This is a genomic window from Mucilaginibacter sp. P2_A5, assembly GCF_056404995.1.
Map to the genome: position 1 here is coordinate 18,652 of NZ_JBFUCY010000032.1, position 21,097 is coordinate 39,748.

19 protein-coding genes are annotated in these 21,097 nt (G+C 41.9%); 14 read left to right on the forward strand and 5 right to left on the reverse strand.

Annotated features, from left to right (window positions below; genetic code table 11):
* Positions 1 to 93 precede the first annotated feature (93 nt).
* The gene (locus tag AC1DXF_RS23390) at positions 94 to 924 is read left to right on the forward strand and encodes a hypothetical protein (protein ID WP_477451120.1); all 831 of its coding nucleotides are present in this window, start codon (positions 94 to 96) and stop codon (positions 922 to 924) included.
* 58 nt (positions 925 to 982) lie between these two features.
* On the opposite strand, the gene AC1DXF_RS23395 is transcribed toward AC1DXF_RS23390, so the two are convergent.
* Positions 983 to 2,098, reverse strand: coding sequence for a trans-sulfuration enzyme family protein (locus tag AC1DXF_RS23395; RefSeq protein ID WP_477451121.1), 1,116 nt, complete (start codon positions 2,096 to 2,098; stop codon positions 983 to 985).
* A gap of 93 nt (positions 2,099 to 2,191) precedes the next feature.
* Here AC1DXF_RS23395 and AC1DXF_RS23400 point away from each other — a divergent pair, with 93 nt between their 5' ends.
* The 11 genes from AC1DXF_RS23400 (at position 2,192) to AC1DXF_RS23450 (ending at position 16,830) form a co-directional block, all read left to right on the forward strand.
* Complete coding sequence (locus AC1DXF_RS23400) at positions 2,192 to 2,713, forward strand: hypothetical protein (RefSeq protein ID WP_477451122.1); 522 nt, start codon at positions 2,192 to 2,194, stop codon at positions 2,711 to 2,713.
* Between the two features lie 219 nt (positions 2,714 to 2,932).
* Entirely contained in the window at positions 2,933 to 4,129 is a 1,197-nt protein-coding gene (mqnE, locus tag AC1DXF_RS23405; RefSeq protein ID WP_477451123.1) for an aminofutalosine synthase MqnE, read from the forward strand.
* Between the two features lie 212 nt (positions 4,130 to 4,341).
* Positions 4,342 to 4,959 (forward strand): histidine phosphatase family protein, encoded by a 618-nt coding sequence (locus AC1DXF_RS23410; protein WP_477451124.1) that lies wholly within the window; start codon positions 4,342 to 4,344, stop codon positions 4,957 to 4,959.
* Between the two features lie 15 nt (positions 4,960 to 4,974).
* Complete coding sequence (locus tag AC1DXF_RS23415) at positions 4,975 to 5,724, forward strand: menaquinone biosynthetic enzyme MqnA/MqnD family protein (protein WP_477451125.1); 750 nt, start codon at positions 4,975 to 4,977, stop codon at positions 5,722 to 5,724.
* Between the two features lie 254 nt (positions 5,725 to 5,978).
* Positions 5,979 to 6,416, forward strand: a complete 438-nt coding sequence (locus AC1DXF_RS23420) for a DUF5990 family protein (protein WP_477451126.1) — start codon at positions 5,979 to 5,981, stop codon at positions 6,414 to 6,416.
* A 140-nt stretch (positions 6,417 to 6,556) separates the two neighbouring features.
* Positions 6,557 to 7,057: a DinB family protein gene (locus AC1DXF_RS23425; protein WP_477451127.1), complete on the forward strand. Its 501-nt coding sequence runs from the start codon at positions 6,557 to 6,559 to the stop codon at positions 7,055 to 7,057.
* Between the two features lie 636 nt (positions 7,058 to 7,693).
* The gene (locus AC1DXF_RS23430; RefSeq protein ID WP_477451128.1) at positions 7,694 to 8,299 is read left to right on the forward strand and encodes a TetR/AcrR family transcriptional regulator; all 606 of its coding nucleotides are present in this window, start codon (positions 7,694 to 7,696) and stop codon (positions 8,297 to 8,299) included.
* Positions 8,300 to 8,722: 423 nt separating this feature from the next.
* Positions 8,723 to 9,853: an efflux RND transporter periplasmic adaptor subunit gene (locus AC1DXF_RS23435; protein ID WP_477451129.1), complete on the forward strand. Its 1,131-nt coding sequence runs from the start codon at positions 8,723 to 8,725 to the stop codon at positions 9,851 to 9,853.
* A 182-nt stretch (positions 9,854 to 10,035) separates the two neighbouring features.
* Complete coding sequence (locus tag AC1DXF_RS23440) at positions 10,036 to 13,254, forward strand: efflux RND transporter permease subunit (RefSeq protein WP_477451130.1); 3,219 nt, start codon at positions 10,036 to 10,038, stop codon at positions 13,252 to 13,254.
* A 105-nt stretch (positions 13,255 to 13,359) separates the two neighbouring features.
* On the forward strand, positions 13,360 to 14,784 hold the full coding sequence (locus AC1DXF_RS23445) for an efflux transporter outer membrane subunit (RefSeq protein ID WP_477451131.1): 1,425 nt from the start codon (positions 13,360 to 13,362) through the stop codon (positions 14,782 to 14,784).
* Between the two features lie 258 nt (positions 14,785 to 15,042).
* Positions 15,043 to 16,830, forward strand: a complete 1,788-nt coding sequence (locus AC1DXF_RS23450; RefSeq protein ID WP_477451132.1) for a beta-N-acetylhexosaminidase — start codon at positions 15,043 to 15,045, stop codon at positions 16,828 to 16,830.
* A 69-nt stretch (positions 16,831 to 16,899) separates the two neighbouring features.
* Here the strand turns inward: AC1DXF_RS23450 and AC1DXF_RS23455 are convergent, their stop codons facing one another.
* The gene (locus tag AC1DXF_RS23455) at positions 16,900 to 17,241 is read right to left on the reverse strand and encodes a hypothetical protein (RefSeq protein WP_090647651.1); all 342 of its coding nucleotides are present in this window, start codon (positions 17,239 to 17,241) and stop codon (positions 16,900 to 16,902) included.
* A 573-nt stretch (positions 17,242 to 17,814) separates the two neighbouring features.
* On the opposite strand from AC1DXF_RS23455, the gene AC1DXF_RS23460 reads away from it, so the two are divergent.
* Both AC1DXF_RS23460 and AC1DXF_RS23465 read left to right on the forward strand, forming a co-directional pair.
* Complete coding sequence (locus AC1DXF_RS23460) at positions 17,815 to 17,979, forward strand: hypothetical protein (protein ID WP_477451133.1); 165 nt, start codon at positions 17,815 to 17,817, stop codon at positions 17,977 to 17,979.
* A gap of 117 nt (positions 17,980 to 18,096) precedes the next feature.
* The gene (locus AC1DXF_RS23465; RefSeq protein WP_477451134.1) at positions 18,097 to 18,675 is read left to right on the forward strand and encodes an N-acetyltransferase family protein; all 579 of its coding nucleotides are present in this window, start codon (positions 18,097 to 18,099) and stop codon (positions 18,673 to 18,675) included.
* A 54-nt stretch (positions 18,676 to 18,729) separates the two neighbouring features.
* Here the strand turns inward: AC1DXF_RS23465 and AC1DXF_RS23470 are convergent, their stop codons facing one another.
* The 3 genes from AC1DXF_RS23470 to AC1DXF_RS23480 all read right to left on the reverse strand — a co-directional run bounded on the left by AC1DXF_RS23470 (position 18,730) and on the right by AC1DXF_RS23480 (position 21,096).
* Positions 18,730 to 19,638 (reverse strand): Rpn family recombination-promoting nuclease/putative transposase, encoded by a 909-nt coding sequence (locus AC1DXF_RS23470; protein ID WP_477451135.1) that lies wholly within the window; start codon positions 19,636 to 19,638, stop codon positions 18,730 to 18,732.
* Between the two features lie 254 nt (positions 19,639 to 19,892).
* The gene (locus AC1DXF_RS23475) at positions 19,893 to 20,273 is read right to left on the reverse strand and encodes a hypothetical protein (protein ID WP_477451136.1); all 381 of its coding nucleotides are present in this window, start codon (positions 20,271 to 20,273) and stop codon (positions 19,893 to 19,895) included.
* 112 nt (positions 20,274 to 20,385) lie between these two features.
* Positions 20,386 to 21,096 carry a phosphoadenylyl-sulfate reductase gene (locus AC1DXF_RS23480; protein ID WP_477451137.1) on the reverse strand — a complete coding sequence of 237 codons (711 nt, stop codon included), beginning with the start codon at positions 21,094 to 21,096 and terminating at the stop codon, positions 20,386 to 20,388.
* Between the last annotated feature and the right edge of the window lies 1 nt (position 21,097).

The following is a 21,097-nucleotide window of genomic DNA, read 5'->3' on the forward strand; positions in this document are numbered from 1 at the left end:
TTGCGGTCTGTGAAAGATACCTACCGCTGAGGAAAAGGGGATATTTATTTAAACACCAAATTTTATTATCTTGTATCGCCAATAAACCGCCACATGAATAAGTTTTTCGCTTTTATAATCTTCATTTGCTGCTCAACAACGCTGTTGTTTGGACAGGAGGAAGCAAAAGTGAAAGACGTAAACCAACAGCTTATTTTTAATGATTCCCTGTTTATAAAAAAACTGGCCGATATTTATAAAACCAATCCTGCGGGCGTACTCGATCTGCTAATTACGTCAAAACATACAATGGAGGATATTGGCTTTGGTTACGCTGATGTTTCAAGTGTTTACGAAGCAGGCTATCTGCGTATCAGTTACCAGTTTATATTTTTTAAAGATTCACTGATAAGCTATATGTTAGATGCCAGCATACCTTATGACGCCCGGTTAAACAGCCGTTATAAAAAAATATGTTCTCCTTTATTAAAATTTAAGGATAAAATACATGCTAATCCAATCTATTTTAATTACGATGCGATGTCAAAACCACTAAACGACAGCGTCAAAATAGCCTCAAAAAATAAAAAGGCCCGATTTCTAATGACCCCTTTTTCGGGTGTTACCTTTGGTTACTACATCGCGATGAACTATGCTGGTTTTATGCTTTTAGATAACCGGATAAATTTTGATACTGTGAAAAGCAAATTGACCCCAGAAATAGATTATATGCTGCTTTTTAGTAAAAATCCGGCCACTCGCTTATGTGCAATTGAGTACTACTATAGAAATCCCAATAAATTCCAGAAAGGCCGCGAGAAATTTGAAAGGCGAATTGCGGCGATCTACAAGGAAATACCAATAATCACCACATGGATTGGCGGCCATAAAACAAATCAATATGCCGAGGAAATGGTGAAGTTATCACTCAAAACCACCTTTTGAACTCATGAACTTAACGCTTTTCCGAACAACCTTTCACCCTTCACCTTTTGCCTTTAACCTAAAAAAGCGCCTGCTCCAAATCGTCCACCAAATCATCAATATGTTCTAACCCAACCGAAACACGTAATAAATTCCTTGGTGTTTTAGTGTCGGGGCCTTCTACGGTTGCGCGGTGCTCAATTAAGCTTTCCACGCCGCCCAGGCTGGTTGCCCGTGTAAATATTTTTAATTTATTGATGATGTTGTGCGTATCATTTTCATCGCCCTTAATTATAAATGATAACATACCGCCGAAGGCCAGCATCTGCTCTTTGGCAATTTGATGCTGCGGGTGCGACGGCAGGCCAGGGTATAATACCTTTGCTACTTTGGGATGCTGTTCTAAAAACTCAGCTAATAGTTGCGCATTGTGTACATGGCCCTTAACCCGGTACGGGAGGGTTTTAATACTGCGTACTAGCCAGAAACAATCGGTTGGGGAGGGGATAGCGCCGCCCATTTCCTGTACCTGGCGTATTTTGGCCCACCAGTCGCTTTTCTCGGCGGTAATTAATGCGCCGCCCATCAGGTCGCTGTGGCCTCCAAAATATTTAGTGGCCGAGTGCATTACCATATCGGCACCCAAAGCTAATGGTTGCTGGCAAATGGGAGTGGCAAAAGTATTGTCAACCACTACTTTAATATTGTTCGCCCTGGCAAAGGCAACCACTTTTTGTATGTCGGTGATCTTGAGCAGTGGGTTTGATGGCGTCTCAACCCAAATCAGCCCGGTTTCGGGCCTGATGTGTTGGGTTAAAACTTCGATATCATTAACATCAACAAAATCAAACGTTAAAATACCCACAAAGAGGTTTTTAAGCTGATTGCGCAAACCATGGTACATATCATCCGGGCAAATAATGTGAGTACCCGGCGCCAGCGACTGAAATACCGACATGCCCGCCGCGTTGCCTGATGAAAATGAGGCGGCATCGGCGCCGCCCTCTAATTTGGCTATAACGTTTTCAAGCAAGGCCCGATTGGGGTTTGATGCCCTGCTGTAAATATGCCCGCCGGGAAAGCCGCCATCTTCGCCACGTTCAAAAGTAGTCGACATAACAATGGGTTGTATTACGGCTTTTGATGATCCGTCTATATGGTTGCCTGCGTGTATAGCTATAGTTTCAGTTTTCATTGTCGTTGATGTTATCGTTTCAAAGTAAATAAGATTATTTGTGATTTACTGTAGCGACTGATTTAAATTTTGCGTAATGGTTAAAAAAGCTTTATGAAAAACCTGCACCTACTCACTATTATCCTGTTATTATCAGCTACCGCCTGTAAAAAAGAAAACATCGCTAAACAAAGCGAGTATGACACCAGCTATAAAGCCTGGATGAGCTTTAAAAGCAGCTCGAAAAATTCCTATTCCTACACAACAGTTTTTGGTTCGTGGGTAGGTTTTGGAGTTACTATCCAAGTAGCCGTAAACAATGGTAAGGTTGTTTCGCGTGACTATATCCGGGTACAATCCCGTAACGACGGCACCAATAAAGTCGATACCGTTAAAACCTGGCATGAAGATGCTGCCACCATAAATACACACCCAAATGATGCCACAGATGCACTTACGATGGATGGCATTTACTTAAAGGCGCGCACCGAATGGCTTAAAGTTGATGCTACAACTAATGACATCATATTTGAAGCAAAAAACAACGGTCTCATTTCAGACTGCGGTTATGTGCCGCGTAATTGCGCCGACGATTGCTTTAGAGGGATAAACATTACAGCTATAACAACCTTGTAAGCTAAAAGCCGAAAGCAGAATGCCAAAAGCTCCTCGAATTCTTGTCTTAAGCTTTTTGCTTTCAGCCTTTAGCTTTCGGCTTTCCCCATTAGCTTTTTGCTTTCAGCCTTCGGCTTTAAGTTTTTCCCCCTCATAATCTTATTGTAAAGATGCCCCTTGCTTTAGGCCTTTGGCTTTAAGCTTTCCGCTTTTTTACTACATTTGTTCAAAGTTTTTTGAATGGAAGCTGAGCATAATTTACAGTTATTATTACAAAATCCAGATCTGCCTGCTGATTTAAAGCACATTGCCCAAAAGGTACAACGCAGCGAAAGGATTACCTTTGATGAAGGTGTTACATTATATGAACAGGGCGACCTTGGTTACCTTGGTGTTTTAGCCAACTACATCCGCGAGAAGCGCCATGGCGATAAAACTTATTTCAACCGTAATTTCCATATCGAGCCTACCAATCTTTGTGTTTACGATTGCAAATTTTGTTCGTACTCGCGCCTGCTTAAACAAAAAGCCGAGGGCTGGGAGTATACTATGGACGAAATGTTTAACATGGTAACCAAATACGATGACGAACCGGTAACCGAAGTACATATAGTTGGCGGAGTGCTGCCGCAATACGATGTGCCTTTTTACCAGGAACTTTTCAGCCGCATACGTGCTCATCGCCCCGAATTGCACATCAAGGCGTTAACGCCGGTTGAATACCACTACATTTTCAAAAAAGCCAAAATTGACTACGCCACGGGCATGCGCCTGATGATGGAGGCCGGTTTAGGTTCGATACCGGGCGGAGGGGCCGAGATTTTCCACCCGGAGGTTCGCGATCTGATTTCAAAAGATAAATGTACTGGCGACCAATGGCTGGCCATACACGAGGAATGGCATAAGTTGGGTGGCCGCTCAAATGCTACGATGCTTTACGGCCATATCGAAAAATTCCATCACCGGGTTGACCATATGGAACGCTTACGCCAGCTGCAGGATAAAACGGGCGGCTTTCAAACATTTATCCCGTTGAAATTTCGCAACCAGGATAACCAGATGTCCCACGTACCCGAATCAACTGTTGTTGAAGATTTGCGAAATTATGCTGTCGCGAGGATCTATTTGGATAATTTCGATCACATTAAGGCCTATTGGGCTATGATCAGCCGCACCACGGCGCAGCTTTCGCTCAATTTTGGAGTAGATGATATTGACGGTACCCTGGATGACACCACCAAAATTTACTCGATGGCAGGCGCCGAAGAGCAGCACCCCGGTATGAGCACCAAACAATTGGTGGAACTGATTAAACATGTAGGCCGGTACCCTATAGAGCGCGATACACTTTACAATGTAGTTACCGATTATAATGATTTTGAATTTCCTGAAACCCAGCCCAAGCCGCAATATTACAAGCTGCCAGTAATAAATTAGCTTAAAGCGGAAGGCTTAAAGCTAAAAGCAAAAACAAAAAAGCTTAAAGCGGAAGGCTAAAAGCTGAAAGCGAAAAAGAAAAGGACGGCCTCGAGTCGTCCGCATAAATAATATAACAATAATATAAAAAAGCTTTAAGCCTTATGCTTTCAGCTTTTTGCTAAAACGAAGCTTTAAACCTTCTGCTTTAAGCTTTACGCTTCAATAAAAAAATGCAAAAAATCTTATACATAGTACGTCACGGCCAAACCGAATACAACAAGCTGGGAATTATCCAGGGCAGGGGTGTTGATACCGACCTGAACGATGAGGGACGCAAACAGGCACAACAGTTTTTTGCGGCTTATAAAGATGTACCTTTCGATAAAGCATATATATCGGCGCTAAAACGTACAAAGCAAAGCATTCAGTCTTTTTTGGATGGCGGATTGCCTTTTGAAAAGCTTCCCGGACTTGATGAGCTGGCCTGGGGCATTCATGAAGGTCAGCTGCCCACGCCGGAAAATAAGGCAGCCTTTTTGCAGATTATGCGCGATTGGCTGGATGGAAACCTGGATAGCAAATTTGAAGGCGGCGAAAGCCCCAACGAAGTGGAGATCCGCCAGCGTGAAGCTTTAGCGGTGATCATGAGCCATCCCGAAGAAAAAACTGTGCTGGTTTGCATGCATGGCCGCGCCATGCGTTTATTACTTTGTATTTTAACCGGCAAGCCATTGAGCGAAATGGATAACTTTCCGCATCAAAATTTGGTTTTATACAAAGTTGTTTATGATGGCGAACAGTTTGCTATTGTAGATTTTAACAATGCCGAACATTTAAAACAATCCTGAAAGAGAACGTTTCTTGTGAAAAAGATCAGAATATCAGCAGTAAGCTACACCAATACCAAACCCTTTATATACGGCCTTCAACATACCGGTTTTGTAGATAAAATAGCACTAAGTCTTGACACACCGACTGACTGTGCCCAAAAACTCATTGATGATGTAGTAGACATCGGCCTTATCCCTGTGGCGGCCACATTAAGCCTGCCCAACTGGGAAATAGTATCCGATTACTGCATTGGTGCCGTTGGCGCAGTAAACTCGGTATTCATATTTAGTAATTGCCCCGTACACGATATTAAATACCTGCAGCTTGATCCCGAATCGCGCTCATCTAACAACCTGGCACGCATACTGCTCAAAAACTATTGGAAAATCAGTCCGGAGTTAATTGAGGGGGCGCCAAACTACAGCCTTTCGACCGAGCCAGATACGGCTTTTGTTCAAATTGGCGACCGCACCTTTGGTAAAAAAGATCAGTATAAATATGTATACGATTTGGCCGAAGAATGGCAAAAGTTTACCGGCCTGCCGTTCATGTTTGCAGGCTGGATAGCCAACAAACCAATCCCGCATGATTTTATGCAGGAATTTAACGCCGCCCTTAAATACGGCCTCGACCATAGGCAGGATCTGTTCAAGGAACTACCCATGCGCGATGACTTTGATATTGTTGATTACCTGATGGTGAAAATTGATTTTGATTTAACCGTAGAGAAGAAGAAGGCGTTGTATATGTTTTTGGACTACATAAAGCAATTAAATGATTAGCGGTTTGGTCTGAACCTGAATTTACAGAATTAAAGAATTAACAGAATTTAAAAAGCTAATTCGGGAAATTCTAAAAATTCGCTTAATTCGGGTTTCAGACGATAATTAAAACCCCAATAATCCGAAAAATCTGCTTAATCCGAGTTCAGACAAATTGAATGATATTAAAATCACACTTAGGGATTAAAGATATGGTTCGCGATTTCAGTATCTTAACCGTTGTTTATTGATACAAACCAAAATCTGATAAAACCATGGAACTATCGCTTCATATTATCCTTGAAAAGCCTACCGCCGGGGTGGCTTTTGGCTTACAAAAGGGATCTGGCAATAAATATGAAACTGTACAAATCCAGCAAACCGATTCGGGCGACCTGCATTTTTATTTAACAGTAACCACAAAAGGGGATAGGGTAAAAGATGCTTTGCCAAGGTTTGGCGGCCCATTTATACAAGGCCCCTATATGGGTAACTTTATTTACCTGGATATCGGCACGCTGGCCGGGCAGCTTAGCCCCTGGAATAGAAGGCTTAAAATACCAATGGCCGGAATAACCTGGGAGGTCATCGATCAGCTAAATGCGGATCCGGCTTTAATGCTTAAAACCAACGTAGCCGGAACCGCCAAAGACGGCAGCCCAAATTGTGCTACAGTAAAGCCATTTAATGGCTGGCAGGTAGTTTCAAAATAACCTATTGTTAAGTCAACAGCACTAAGTCGGAAGTCATAAGGCTATCTCATTTCTGTATTTACAACTTGTGACATTGGGCTGAAGAATAAGCGTCAATTTATCAATGACACAATGTTATATTTATCAAAATAAATCCGACTATGGAAATTCAACAGGAAACAACCACCGCTTTATTCATTAAAATAGCAATATCAAACTGGGAGTTGCAAAACACCCGCCTTAACGCGTTGCTGGATAAACTAACCGACGAGCAAATTGCCGGCCTTACCGCGCCCGGCCGCAACAGTGGCACCTATCTTTTAGGACATTTGACCGCGGTAAGCGACAGCCTTTTTACCTATTTAGAACTTGGCGAGCGGCTTTACCCGCAATTGGACGAGATCTTCCTAAAAAACTCCGATACGTCCGGGCTGGAAAAACCGCCTATAGCCGATATTAAAGCTGCCTGGCGCAACGTAAATACCACCCTTAAACAAAAGTTTGACACCATGCAACCCGAAGATTGGTTTACCAAACACAGCGCCATACCTGCCGAAGATTTTGCAAAAGAACCCCATCGCAACAAACTGAATATCCTCATCAACAGAACAGTTCACCAGGGCTACCATATGGGACAACTGGCCTATTTGGTGAAAAAGTAGGGTGAAGAATAAGAGTCAAGAATCAAGAGTCAAGAATCAAGACGGTTAAAGTTTTAATCATAAACGAAGTATATTGTTCTAAAAGAGTAAAGGGTTTTTCATTTTTTCAGATACAGGTGTGAGCGGATGCCGTATCTTCAAGAGATGGTTTTTTGCAGCTGTCTTGATTCTTGACTCTTTCCCCCAAGAATCAAGAGTCAAGAATCAAGACGGTTGAAGTTTTAATCATAAACGAAGTATATTGTTCTAAAAGAGTAAAGGGGTTTTCTTTTTTTTAAGATATAGTTGTAAGCGGATGCGGTGTCCTCAAAAGATGTTTTTTTGCAGCTGTCTTGATTCTTGACTCTTGACTCTTTCCCCCAAGAATCAAGACCGTTGAAGTTTTAATCATAAACGAACTATATTGTTCTAAAAGAGCAAAGGGTTTTCATTTTTTCAGATACAGGTGTGAGCGGATGCCGTATCTTCAAGAGATGGTTTTTTGCAGCTGTCTTGATTCTTGACTCTTGATTCTTGACTCTTTCCCCATCCTCCTGACAATTCCATGATCTCAATTTGACAAATGGATGGTACTATGCCTAAATAAACAGCTGTATATTTGCTTAACGCTGTTAAATGATTTAAGGCGTAAATAAGATGGCCAGTAAAGAACGTATTCAACGCTTAAAAGACGAAACCAGGATCAATATCCTGGATGCCGCTCTCCAGATTGTTAAAGAGGAGGGATGGCAGGCTTTAAGTATGCGTAAAATTGCCGATGTAATTGAATACACCGCACCTATTATATATGAATATTACGCTAATAAAGAAGCTATTTTGCTGGAGCTTGCCCGCAAAGGCTACCTGTTATTAGCTAAAGACCTCAGGGCAGCGCACGAACAACATGTGCTGCCAGAAAAACAATTGGAGGCTATGTGGCTTGCCTACTGGAATTTCGCCTTTGCCAACAAAGAGCTTTACCAGATAATGTTTGGCGTTACTACTAATTGTTGTTGCGATGAAATAAATAAACTGGAAGAATCTGTTATGCCGTGGGACCTGTTCACCGATGTAATTGGCAAAGTAATGCGTATTGACAATCCCGAATCGGATATTATCTGCACTAAATATTACACGTTCTGGTCGGTAGTTCACGGGTTGGTATCTATCAACCTATTAAGGCGCGGCTCATCCGACGATATCAATCGCCAGGTATTAATGGATGCTATCACTGGTATCATCAGGTCGATAAAACCTGAGTAATTTTTTGCCTTGATAATAACATCGTTAAATTATTTAACACTGTTAAATTAAAATAAACACAACAATAAATAAATAATAACATGGATATCAACTTTTACATAGCGTTACTAAATAGTGTTAGGGTATCTAACACCAAAAACGGCAACGCTTCCTCTACAAAGCGTTAGCTCCGTTAATAGGTACGCACAATAACAGGTTAGCCTCACCTAAATCCTCTCCAAAGGAGAGGACTTTAAAAAGATGCAAATCAAGAACCCTCTCCTTTGGAGAGGACAGGTTGAGGCTAAAATTTCAAGGTTATCATTTCAATAAAAATAGCACATATATAGTATTTCAATAATGAAAACAATTAACTCAACATATATCTACCAGCCGCAAGGCAACAAAATGAATCACAATCTATCACCCTCAAAATTAAGTATCATGAAAATTATCCCATTAGCGCTTTTAGCACTCACATTATATGGCTGCTCGCCCAAGCCGCAAACGCAGCAGGCACCGCCACCGCCAGCATTGCCCGTAGCCGCAATTGCATCGGGTACACAAACTACTTACCAGGAATACCCTGCATCTATTGAAGGTACTGTTAACGTAGAAGTTCGTCCGCAGGTAAGCGGCGCTTTAGACAAGGTATTTGTTGACGAAGGTGCTTTTGTAAGCGCAGGCCAGCCCATATTTAAAATAAATGAGCAGCCTTACCGCGCCGCCTTAAACAACGCCCTGGCCAGCTTACACGCGGCCGAAGCTGCCGCAGGCAACGCACAACTTGAAGTTGACAAGCTTACACCGCTGGTTGAAAACAAGGTAGTATCTGATTACCAGTTAAAAACCGCGAAAGCCAGCCTGCAGGTTGCTAAAGCCAATATCGAATCGGCTAAGGCAAATGTATCAACCGCGCAAATTAATTTAGGCTATACCTTAATCAAAGCACCGGTTAGCGGCTACATCGGTCGTTTACTGAAAAAACAAGGAAGTTTAGTTACGCCGCAGGATGTTGAAGCATTAACACAATTATCTGATGTACACGATGTGCATGTTTACTTCTCTTTAGGCGAAAAAGATTTCGTAGCCTTTAAAGAACAATACCCTGGTACTACACTTAAAGACAAATTGCAGCACCTGCCGGCAGTATCATTATTATTAGCTGATGGCAGCGAATACGCCAAACAAGGTAAAATAGATGTGATAGACGGCCAGTTTGATAAAAACACGGGTGCCATCACTATCAGGGCAAACTTTGCCAATCCAAATGGCTTATTACGTGCTGGCAATACAGGTAAAGTACGCTTGAGCTTACAACATACCGATGCGCTTATTGTGCCTGAATCGGCTACTGTTGAAATGCAGGATAAAGTGTTTGTTTTCGCACTTGCCGATAGCAATAAAGTGAAAAAAGTACCTATCAACATTGTAGGCAAAAGCGGCGAAAATTACCTGGTTAAAGATGGCCTTAAAGCCGGCGACCAGATTGTACTGAGCGGCATGGACCACTTAGCCGAGGGTATGGTAATAGCACCTCAAAAAGCTGCTGATAAGGTTGCTGCTTTAAAATAAGAATCAAGAGTTAAGAATCAAGAGTCAAGAAGCTGCAAAATTAGGCTTATTACCCTTAGTTCTTAACTCAAAGAGAATTAAAATTAGTATAGAAACGGGTTAAGGCTGGAATATAGACGATAGACAGGTTTTCTGTCTTGATTCTTGACTCTTGATTCTTAACTCTATTAAATAGCAAAATCATGTTTCAAAAATTCATAGAAAGACCGGTACTTTCCACAGTTATCTCCATATTATTGGTGATAGTAGGTGTACTTGGTTTAACAAAACTGCCCCTGGAGCGGTTTCCGAATATCGCCCCTCCGGCGGTATTGGTATCGGCTGTTTACCCGGGCGCTAATGCCGAGACTATTTTACGTTCTGTTACGCCTTCATTAGAAGAAGCTATTAACGGTGTGGAAAATATGACCTATATGACATCTACCGCCAGTAACGACGGTACATTGGGCATCACCGTTTACTTTAAACAGGGTACCAACCCCGATCAGGCAGCTGTAAACGTTCAAAACCGTGTTTCGCAGGCCACAAGCCAGTTACCTGCCGAAGTTGTACAATATGGTATAACAACTACCAAACAACAAAACAGCTTCATCGGTGCCATGGCTATTTACTCGGAGGATCCTAAAAAATATGATCAAACTTTTGTGGCCAACTATGCACAGATTAACATTGTGCCCGAAATTAAACGTATTACGGGTGTAGGTTCGGCCAGCATATTTGGTGGTATTAAGGATTACTCCATGCGTGTTTGGCTTAATCCTGCGCAAATGGCAACTTACAAAGTTACACCCGCCGAAGTAATGGCAGCTATACAGGACAAAAACCTTGAAGCCGCGCCGGGTAAATTTGGTGAGCGCAGTAACGAGGCTTTTGAATACGTAATTAAATATAAAGGTAAACTTACCAAACCAGAGGAATATCAGAATATTGCTATCCGTGCAAATGCGGATGGTTCTGTATTGCATTTAAAAGATGTAGCCCGTGTTGAACTGGGTGCCTATTCTTATAATAGCGTAAGTAACCTGAACGGGCACGACGGTATTATTATTGGTATCATACAGTTGTCGGGCTCAAACGCCAACCAAATTCAGATTGAGATTGATAAGCTGATGGTTAAGTTATCTAAAGATTTCCCAGCCGGTATCAAATACAATCAGTTCTATCGCACCAAAACCGACCTTGATGAGTCAATTAACCAGGTTGAACATACACTGGTAGAGGCTTTTATACTGGTGTTTATAGTAGTATTTATATTCTTGCAGGATTTCAGGTCTACCCTGATCCCGGCTATAGCAGTTCCGGTAGCCATTATCGGTACCTTCTTCTTCATGAACCTCTTTGGCTTCTCTGTGAACCTTTTAACCTTGTTTGCATTGGTGTTGGCCATAGGTATTGTGGTGGATGATGCCATTGTGGTGGTAGAGGCGGTGCATGCCAAAATGGAACACGACCCAAGTCTTACTCCAAAAGCAGCAACTACCGAGGCTATGCGCGAAATTACAGGCGCCATTGTGTCTATTACGCTGGTTATGGCTGCCGTATTTTTACCGGTAAGCTTCATGGTAGGTTCCACAGGTATATTTTACCGGCAGTTTGCGTTAACTATGGCCATAGCCATCATTATATCGGCTGTTAACGCTTTAACCTTAAGCCCTGCACTTGCCGCTTTGTTCTTAAAGAACAAACATAGCGCAGATGGTCATAATGAACCTAAGAAAAGCTTTGTAGATAAATTTTATGCCGGCTTTAATGGTGGTTTTAATTATATGACCAACAGGTACGTTGGGGGCTTAAAGTTCCTTATCCGTAAAAAATGGTTGAGTATAGGCGGGCTTGTGTTGGTAATAGCAGCTACAGTTTACCTGGTAAACAGAACAAAAACGGGCTTTATCCCTACCGAAGACCAGGGCTTTGTGGCCATAGCTGTTAATACACCATCCGGAACTTCGTTAAGTGGTACCAATAAGATTTTTAAACAGGCCGAAGATCAGCTGAAAACTTTACCATCAGCAAGGTTTGTTACCGCGTTATCTGGTTTTAACTTTTTAACACAATCCAGCAGTCCATCGGCCGGGGTAATTTTCCTGTTGTTAAAACCTAATGAAGAAAGGGGCCCTGTTAAAAATATTGATGATATACAAAATATAGTAAGAGGGAAATTAGGTGGCATACCGGGCGGTACCTTCTTCGTGTTCAGTTTTCCAACAGTTCCCGGGTTTAGTAATGTGGAAGCACTTGACGTGATGCTACAGGATAAAACCAACGGCAAGCTGGATAAGTTTAGCGGCGTTGCCAATAACTTTATAGGAAAGCTGATGCAGAAACCGGCTATCGCTTATGCCTTTACTTCTTATAAAGCAGATTATCCCCAGTTACAATTAGAAGTTGATGACGAAAAGGCCGGTCAGTTGGGCGTAAATGTTAAAGATATTTTACAAACCATGCAGGCGTATTTTGGTACTGCCCAGGCATCAGATTTTAACCGCTTTGGTAAATATTACCGCGTGGTAGTTCAGGCTGATATTGCTGACAGAACAGACCCTTCAGCCATTGACAGGGTGTTTGTTAAAAACAAAACCGGTGAAAACGTACCTATCAATACATTGGTTAAACTAACCCGTGTGTATGGTTCAGAAACCGCTTCACGTTACAACCTGTTCAATTCTATCGAGATCAACGCAATCCCTAAACCGGGTTTTAGTTCCGGTGATGCCATTAAGGCCATCCAGGAAACAGCCCAGGAGCAATTACCGTCGGGTTTTGCCTACGAGTTCGCTGGTCAAACCCGTGAGGAGATTGCTTCGGGCGGTCAGTCGGCAATTATATTTATGCTTTGTTTGATATTTGTATATTTCTTATTATCAGCACAGTATGAAAGTTACATATTGCCATTGGCAGTAATCCTTTCAATCCCTACAGGTATTTTGGGTGTGTTTGTGGTATTAGGTTTAACCGGTATCGAAAACAACATTTACGTACAGGTAGCCTTGATCATGCTCATCGGTTTGTTAGCCAAAAATGCCATCCTTATTGTTGAGTTTGCAGTGCAGCGACGCAAGGCCGGGCATGGTTTGGTTGAATCGGCAATTGAAGCAGCAAGGCTGAGGATACGCCCGATTATCATGACTTCGCTGGCTTTCGTATTCGGTTTATTCCCGATGAGTATTGCAACTGGTCCATCTGCACAGGGTAACCACTCCATAAGTATTGGTGCCGCAGGTGGGATGGTATCAGGAGTTATTTTAGGATTGTTCATTATCCCGGTGTTGTTTGTAATATTCCAGGCACTCCAGGAACGATTTAGCGGTGTGCCGGTAGCAGTATTAAACGGCGGAGTACAGCCAGGTCATAAAAATGGCCATGCTATCGAAGCTGAAAAAATGGAACTGCAGAATAATTAATTTTTGAGAATCAAGAATCAAGAGCCAGGAATCAAAACTTTAAAAAGTTGTTGAGCCTGTCTTGATTCTTGACTCTAATCTCTTGATTCTATTAATATTAAAAAAATGAAACGTTATATAACCCCATTAGCTTTTGTATTACTTACGGCTTTTTTAAGCGCCTGTAAAGTATCAAAGGATGTGGCAACACCCAAACCAGAGCTACCGGTTGCTTTCAGGAGCGCCGCAGCCATAACCACTGCCGATACCAGCAGCATAGCTGATATACAGTGGAAGAACTTTTTTACCGATGCAACCCTGCAAAAACTGATAGACAGCGCAATAGCCAAAAACTATGACATGCAGATAGCGGTCAAAAACATTGATGCGGCGCAGCTATTATTTAAACAGGTAAAATGGAACTATGTACCCGAAGTTGCACTGAACGTAACCGCCAGCAGCAGTCGCCCAAGCGACAACAGCATTAACGGATTAAGCATTAAACAGTATGGCTTAGGCTCCAAACACATTGAAGACTACTCTGCAAACCTTGCCCTATCATGGGAAGCCGATATCTGGGGCAAAATCCGTAACCAAAGTCGCCAGGCGCTTGCACAATACCTGCAAACAACCGAAGCTAAAAAGGCTATCCAAACCAATATTGTTGCCAGTGTATCGCAGGGTTATTATAACCTGCTGATGCTTGATGCCCAGTTGGATATTGCCAAAAAGAATGTAAAATTAAATGACAGTACAATCAGGATCATCCGTTTACAATATGATGCCGGCCAGGTAACTTTACTGGCAGTACAACAGGCCGAAGCACAGCAACAGGCAGCCGCCCAGCTGGTGCCACAGTTTGAACGTAATGTAGCCGTACAGGAAAACGCCCTTAGTATCTTGGCAGGCAAACTGCCAGATATTATCGAACGCAACGGCACATTAAATGATGTTAAGTTCCCCGAGACTTTAACTGCCGGGGTACCATCGGCTATCATCAGCCGCAGGCCAGATATCAGGACACAGGAACTGGCTTTAACCATTGCCAACGCCAAAGTCGGCATTACTAAATCCGAAATGTACCCTGCTTTACGGATCACTGCAAGCGGTGGCGTTAACTCCTTTAAGGCCAGCAATTGGTTTAATATTCCTGCGTCGTTATTTGGTATAGTTGCTGGTAGTGTTGTAACACCATTATTGGAGCACAAACAATTAAGTACCACTTACAAAGTTGCACAAATTGACCGCGAAAAAACAGTACTGCAATTCAGGCAATCGGTTTTAAATGCTGTTGGCGAAGTATCTGATGCCCTGGTTAAAATTGATAAGCTGAAACAGGAGCAAGCTATGGCCGCAAACCGTGTAAAAACACTGCAACAGGCAACAACCAACGCCAGCATGTTGTTTAAAAACGGCCTGGCCAATTACCTTGAAGTAATAACAGCCCAAAGCAATGTACTACAAGGCGAGTTGGAACTGGCCTCTATTAAAAGAGACGAGTTAAGTGCAACCGCCGAGCTTTACCGCTCATTAGGTGGCGGATGGAAATAATTTGGTTAATGGTTGATTAAGTTGATTAGGAGGGTAGTTTAGCTTCATCAGCTTATTGCCAAATATTGGGGCCGGTCGTATAATGCGACCAGCCCCTTTTTTGTAGAGGCGCATAATTGCGTCTCCCGCGTTTAAGTTTACGCTATGTGTTTAAATAAAGCAGACAAGTGCCCAAATTCACATATTGCAAATAAATTACCCCGATTTAGCATAAAATCGCTATCATAGCAGGCCCTGAATAATTTTGACTTATTTTTAATGAAATTTAAATTTTTAGCAGCGCTGCTCTTTTTTTCCGGATATCTAAAAGCACAAAATTTTAATGTAATCCCTCAGCCACGGTCGGTTGTAAATGGTACCGGGACTTTTAGTTTTAACAGCCATACTACCATCGGTATAAGCGATACTTCATTAACCGCTTTAGCCGTTTACTTTCAAAAAGAAACGTTTAAGGCAAAAGGCTTATCGCCAGGCATAAATAACGGGGATTCAAAAAGCACCATTAAGCTTGTATTGACCAACGCAAACCAGGTTGTTGGCGCATACTCATTAAAAATTACACCCGGCCGGGTAGCCATATCATCGTCAAGTAAAGAAGGTATATTTTACGGGTTAATATCGCTGTTGCAGATTATTAAAGATCATCCAAAAGAAAGTGATAACCTTACCCTTGCGTCAACAGATGCAACGGATGCCCGTGAGTATCAGAATGTCGGCCTTGCATCTGCAGAAATAACCGATGCGCCCCGTTACCAATGGCGTGGCTTAATGCTGGACGAATCGCGGCATTTTTTTGGTAAGCAAAAGGTTAAGCAAATATTGGATTGGATGGCTTACTACAAGCTCAACAAATTCCACTGGCATTTAACCGATGTACAAGGCTGGCGCATCGAAATAAAAAAATATCCCAGGTTAACCTCCGTTGGCGGATCAGGTGATTACAGCGATACATCGGCAGAAGCCCCAGCGATGTATTATACACAAAATGACATTAAGGAGGTAGTTAGTTATGCAGCACAACGCTTTATTACTGTTATTCCTGAGATTGATATGCCCGGCCATGCCACCGCCGCTAATAAAGCTTATCCCGAATATTCGGGTGGGAGCGTAGCTGGTTATCCAAACTTCACTTTTAACCCGGCCAAAGAAGAAACTTACCAGTATTTAGCCAATATCATTAAGGAAACAACCGCTATTTTTCCGTCAAAAATGATGCACCTGGGCGGCGATGAGGTAGTTTTGGGTATAAAAGCCTGGTCGTTGGATACTGCCATTGCCCGCATGATGCAAAATAAAGGCTTTGAGGATGTAGGCGCCCTGGAACGTTACTTTTTTAAACGGATGACAGATACCGTTACCAGCCTGGGCAGCAAAATATTAGCCTGGGACGAGGCCGCTCAAACAGATCTTCCGCCCGGCAAAACTATCATATTTTGGTGGAGACAAAATTTACCCGGTCAGCTAAGCCTTGCCTTGCAAAAAAATTACCAGGTAGTGCTTTGTCCGCGCCTGCCGCTTTACTTTGATTTTTTGCAGGATGGCAGCCACATTTCCGGCCGCAACTGGAAAGGTGTATTTAACAGGTATACAGATATTTATAACTTCCCCGACAGGCAATTGGCTGCAGATCAGCTTGCGTCAAACCAAATCATCGGCGTGCAGGCCAATATCTGGACAGAGAAAATAGCATCAGAAAAGCGTCTTGACTTTATGCTTTTCCCACGTATAGCCGGATTGGCTGAGGCCGGATGGGCTGCACCCGAGGTCAAAAATGAAATGGCATTTACCGAAAGGGTGCGGGCAGGCCTAAAAAATTGGGATGCGGCAGATATTTACTATTTTAACCCATTCGATCTGGAGGCGCACCCGGAAGCGGTTGATTTTGCTCCCATTGCCAGGAAAATGCCTGTGGCCGAAAAGCACGGCCGTCATCGTAAAGCCCATTCAAAAGTATCTAAAAAGGGAAAGAAGGTTTCGGTTAAATCCCATAAATCGTCATCAAAAGCTAAATCAACAAAAAATAAATCGCATAAAAAAAGGAAATAGCCTGTTGGTTACTTCCTTAATATTATCGTGTTAATTGCTGATTTTCAGTAGCTTTTGGCTTATCCTATTCTACCGGTAGGTAGATAGGTGAGTGGTTTTAATGCTCAATACAAAAGATTTCCCAACGCTTATTTTAACGTTTTTATCTAATAACATAGCCTTAACCGCATCATCGCCTTTGATGGCTTCAAAAAGATCGCGCGCCACGGCCGATCCGCTGATGTTGTTGGTAACTTTACCGTTTTCCATGTTGATGTTGAACGTGTAACCGGATTTCCCGCGATCGCCGGCCGATTCAAAATCGGTGATGTTTAACTTGAATTGCTGATCCTCGGTCAGGCTTTTCTTCAAATGTAAACGAATAACCGGCATGTACCTTTTCCAGGTAGTTAAATACTTTCTTTCTTCCATGATATGCTTATCTATATAAAAAATAAAGCCCCTGTAGGTAATCGTTTACAGGGGCTTTTAAGATTTTTAAGAACAGGGAAACAATATACCCTGATCTTATTTATTTATGTAATTTGTTGTTTTGAAACTAAGGTAATAAGGGACAGCTACTCCCGCGAATAATATTACCGCATAACAATTCAAAGCTACCTAAATTAAAGTATACACCCGCAATTTATATTTTTATAACCGGCAGGCTCTAATTGGTTGTTAATCAGCAGTTATTACATTCTTACCTATGCGGCAAGAATATATTGCCCATATTAGCCGAAACTCAAAAGTCAAAAATGATCTTTTTTTAAGCAGGCACTTAAGGCTTTAAGCTATAAAAAAGCCATTTTTATTCTTATTAATTAAAATATGGTCATACGCCCTTTTTACTTTTGCTCCAATTTTGTATTTTAGGGTATGAGATAGTTTAACTGCCGGAATTAATCGCCCCGGTATTAAACTACAAAAGGTCTCTACCAATCATTATGTTTTATAATAAGGCAATTGCAACCTTCGCGGTTGTGGTCAAAAATCTATTCTATAATGATTGCTGTATTAACTACCATTGCACTGTTATGCGTGCTGATACTAATTCTGCGCGGGCCTTCACCCCGGAACAATAAAGCCGAACGGCCTAAAAAATTTTCTAAATATCTTGTAAATAAGGATGGACGGCTCGAAATGGCCGATGAAGACCGGGTGAAATAACAATAACTTTATTTTTGCTATTCTTTATAATTGATACAAATTGAACACGCCCCATATGATGGTTCAATTTTGCTATAGTTGTAAAAAATCAATTAAAATAAAGAAATTTACCAAATCATGAATAAGGATATCCTATCGGCAATAACTTTCCAGGCAGCTACTACAACCGAACATTTTGAACAAATTATAGCGCTTCAAAATCAAAATCTATACAAATCATTAACTGCCGAGGAGCAGGATCAGCAAGGCTTTGTTTTTGCCGAGCATACAGTTGAACTATTACAGCAAATGGCATCGCAAATACCACAGGTTATTGCTTTGCATCAAAATAAAGTGATTGGTTATAACCTGGCCATGACAGCGGCTATGGAAAAACAATTGCCCAGTCTTGAACCTATGTTCAGGGAATTTAATAAAAGCCTGTTTCAGGGCAAAGTTTTAACCGCGTACAAATTTTTTGTGGGAGGCCAGGTGTGTGTTGATAAAGATTTCAGAAGGCTGGGACTTTTAAGCAAACTTTATAACGCAACAGCCAGCCTGGTAGGCGATGATTATGAACTTTGCATTACCGAAATAGCAGTAAGAAACGTCAACTCGTTAAAAGTGCATCAAAAAATGGGTTTCGAAATAGCCGGCACCCACCGCGATGAATTTGGCGACTGGTATGTGGTTGTTTGGGATATCAGGAAGATTTAAAACGCCCTGAAGGTATCCATTACAAAGGATTGCTCATTCTCAATTGAGAGTATATCACAATTTTTCTATTTCCTCAACCGAAAGCCCGGTGAATTTTTTGATCTGGGCAACAGGCAAACCCTCCTTTTTCATTTCGCGGGCAATAGCAACAGCTTCTTCTTTTCTACCTTCATTTCTACCTTCATTTCTACCTTTTTTCTCAGCCCTGTCCAATAAAAGTTCTTCTATGCCCATGGTGTTGCTCCTTTCTGTTAAAATTTCTACCTGTTGCTCAAATTTAGTGTTTATATCCTGATTTTCAAAGCGTATGTAATACCTTAAAAAATTCATCAGCACCCGTATTTTTTCTTTCGCTATCTGTTTGGCCAACAATAACCTGGTCAGGTTAAGCTTTAAGTTCAGTAGCAACTCGTCACGCTCCCTGCTGCTTTTCAGGTCTTTGCCTGCAAGCGCCGCCTTTGCTGTAAGCACTACCAGGGCAAAAGGGTTATCGCTGGCTTGCAGTGCTTCATCGCTTTGGCTGGCTATTTTGTAGGTATTAAATGTGTAACGTAAGCTGGTGCCCATAAAGTCTATAGCAAAATGGTTTGGCCTTTCTTTTGTATTGGCTTCGGTAAATATGGCGTAGGCAACTATGGGCTTTTGATATTTGTCCAGTATCCGGTAAAAGTAAGTATACATGCGGCTGGCAAAATCTTTTTGATATTGGCCCTGTACTTCCACATGCACCAAAATCCATTCTTCTTTGCCTGCTTTGGTAAATACTTTAACCAGCTTATCGATTACCTTTGGGGAATACTCATTGTTTTCAGGCGGGAAAACCTGCTCCAATTCCTTATCCAGGAATTCGAACCCCCGGTCCAGGTCAAATACGTCAACGGCATCAGGATTTACAAACCGCAGAAAATCATCAAAAACATCTTCGAGGATCCCTTTCCAAAGAATGTCGTCTTTTCTTCTCATTAAACAATAATAGAAAAATATGTTTACTTATAAAGCCCGGTTTTATCAAAGCTATGACAATTTATAAAAAAGGCCAAAGTAAACAAACAACGGAGCCCGTACTTTAATAAGGACGGGCTCTATCATTGAGATCGCATGCTATAACATAGGCTGTTTTTGAACTTTCATAACGGTTTTGTTTATAATTTTTCTATTTCTTTAGCCGTTAGTGTTATTTATGAATAATCAGCATTAAAAGATCCTGCCCTTGTACATTAAGGCCTTATTTTTTCTGTTATCCATGCATCTTTTTTGGATTTACGATGAGCATAGTACCCTCTTTTTAAATCGCTTAATTGCAGAATAGTATTGTCGATTTTTATCAACTGGCCAAGACCTACTATTTTGGCAACACTTTCATAATTTTCATATTTGTCTGCGCTAAAAAACATTAGTGCACCATCTTCCGCCTCACGTCTCACAACTGTAATATCATGATGATCTGCTATAACAAATTTTGTTGTAAAAACGGCCGTATTCAACGATTCGGGAAAGGTTTTCGATTGCTGCGCCTTTTGAATATTAGCATGGGGCAGGTGCGACCTATTCCCAAAATTGAACAACCCGAATAGGTATAATATTTTAATCAGTTTCATGGTTTTACAAGAATGTTTAAAGGTAAACGTTCTATTAGTTAAAACAAAGCAAACAAAAAGCCAACCTGTCATCTGACCGATTGGCGTAAGTATATTATTATCAGGGCTTGTTTTATTTTGCAGTCACCTCATGCAACCCGCATTCTTTTTTGGATTGATCTTCCCACCACCAGCGACCGGCGCGGAAATCTTCGCCTTCGGCAACAGCGCGGGTGCATGGCATACAGCCTATGCTCGGGAAGCCTTTATCATGCAGGGAATTGTAAGGGATATTGTATTGTTTAACGTAGGCTTTTACGTCATCCAGCGTCCAATGGAAAATAGGGTGATATTTTACCAGTTGGTTTTGTTCGTCGTACTCCACATCGTGCATATCGTGGCGGTTGGCCGATTGATCGGCACGGATACCGGTAATCCACACCTTATTGCCTTTTAAAGCGCGTTTAAGCGGCTCTATTTTACGGATGCCGCAGCATTCTTTCCGGTTCTCTACCGACTCATAGAAGCTGTTTGGGCCTTTAGCGTTTACCATTTGCTCCAATAGTTCGTGGTTAGGGTAGTAGGCGTGAATAGGTTGTTTATACCTGTCCATAGTGCTGGCCCAAACCGAATAGGTTTCGCGGAAAAGCCTGCCTGTTTCTAAAGTAAATACTTTGATTGGAAGCTTATTGGCGAAGATCATGTGACTGATCACCTGGTCTTCCCATCCAAAACTGGTCGAAAATACAATCTCGCCGGGATAAAGCTCAGCCAGCTTAGTCAGCGCTTCAACAGGGCCAATGCCTGATGTAATCTTATTTATATGTTCAAATGTTTGGTCCATA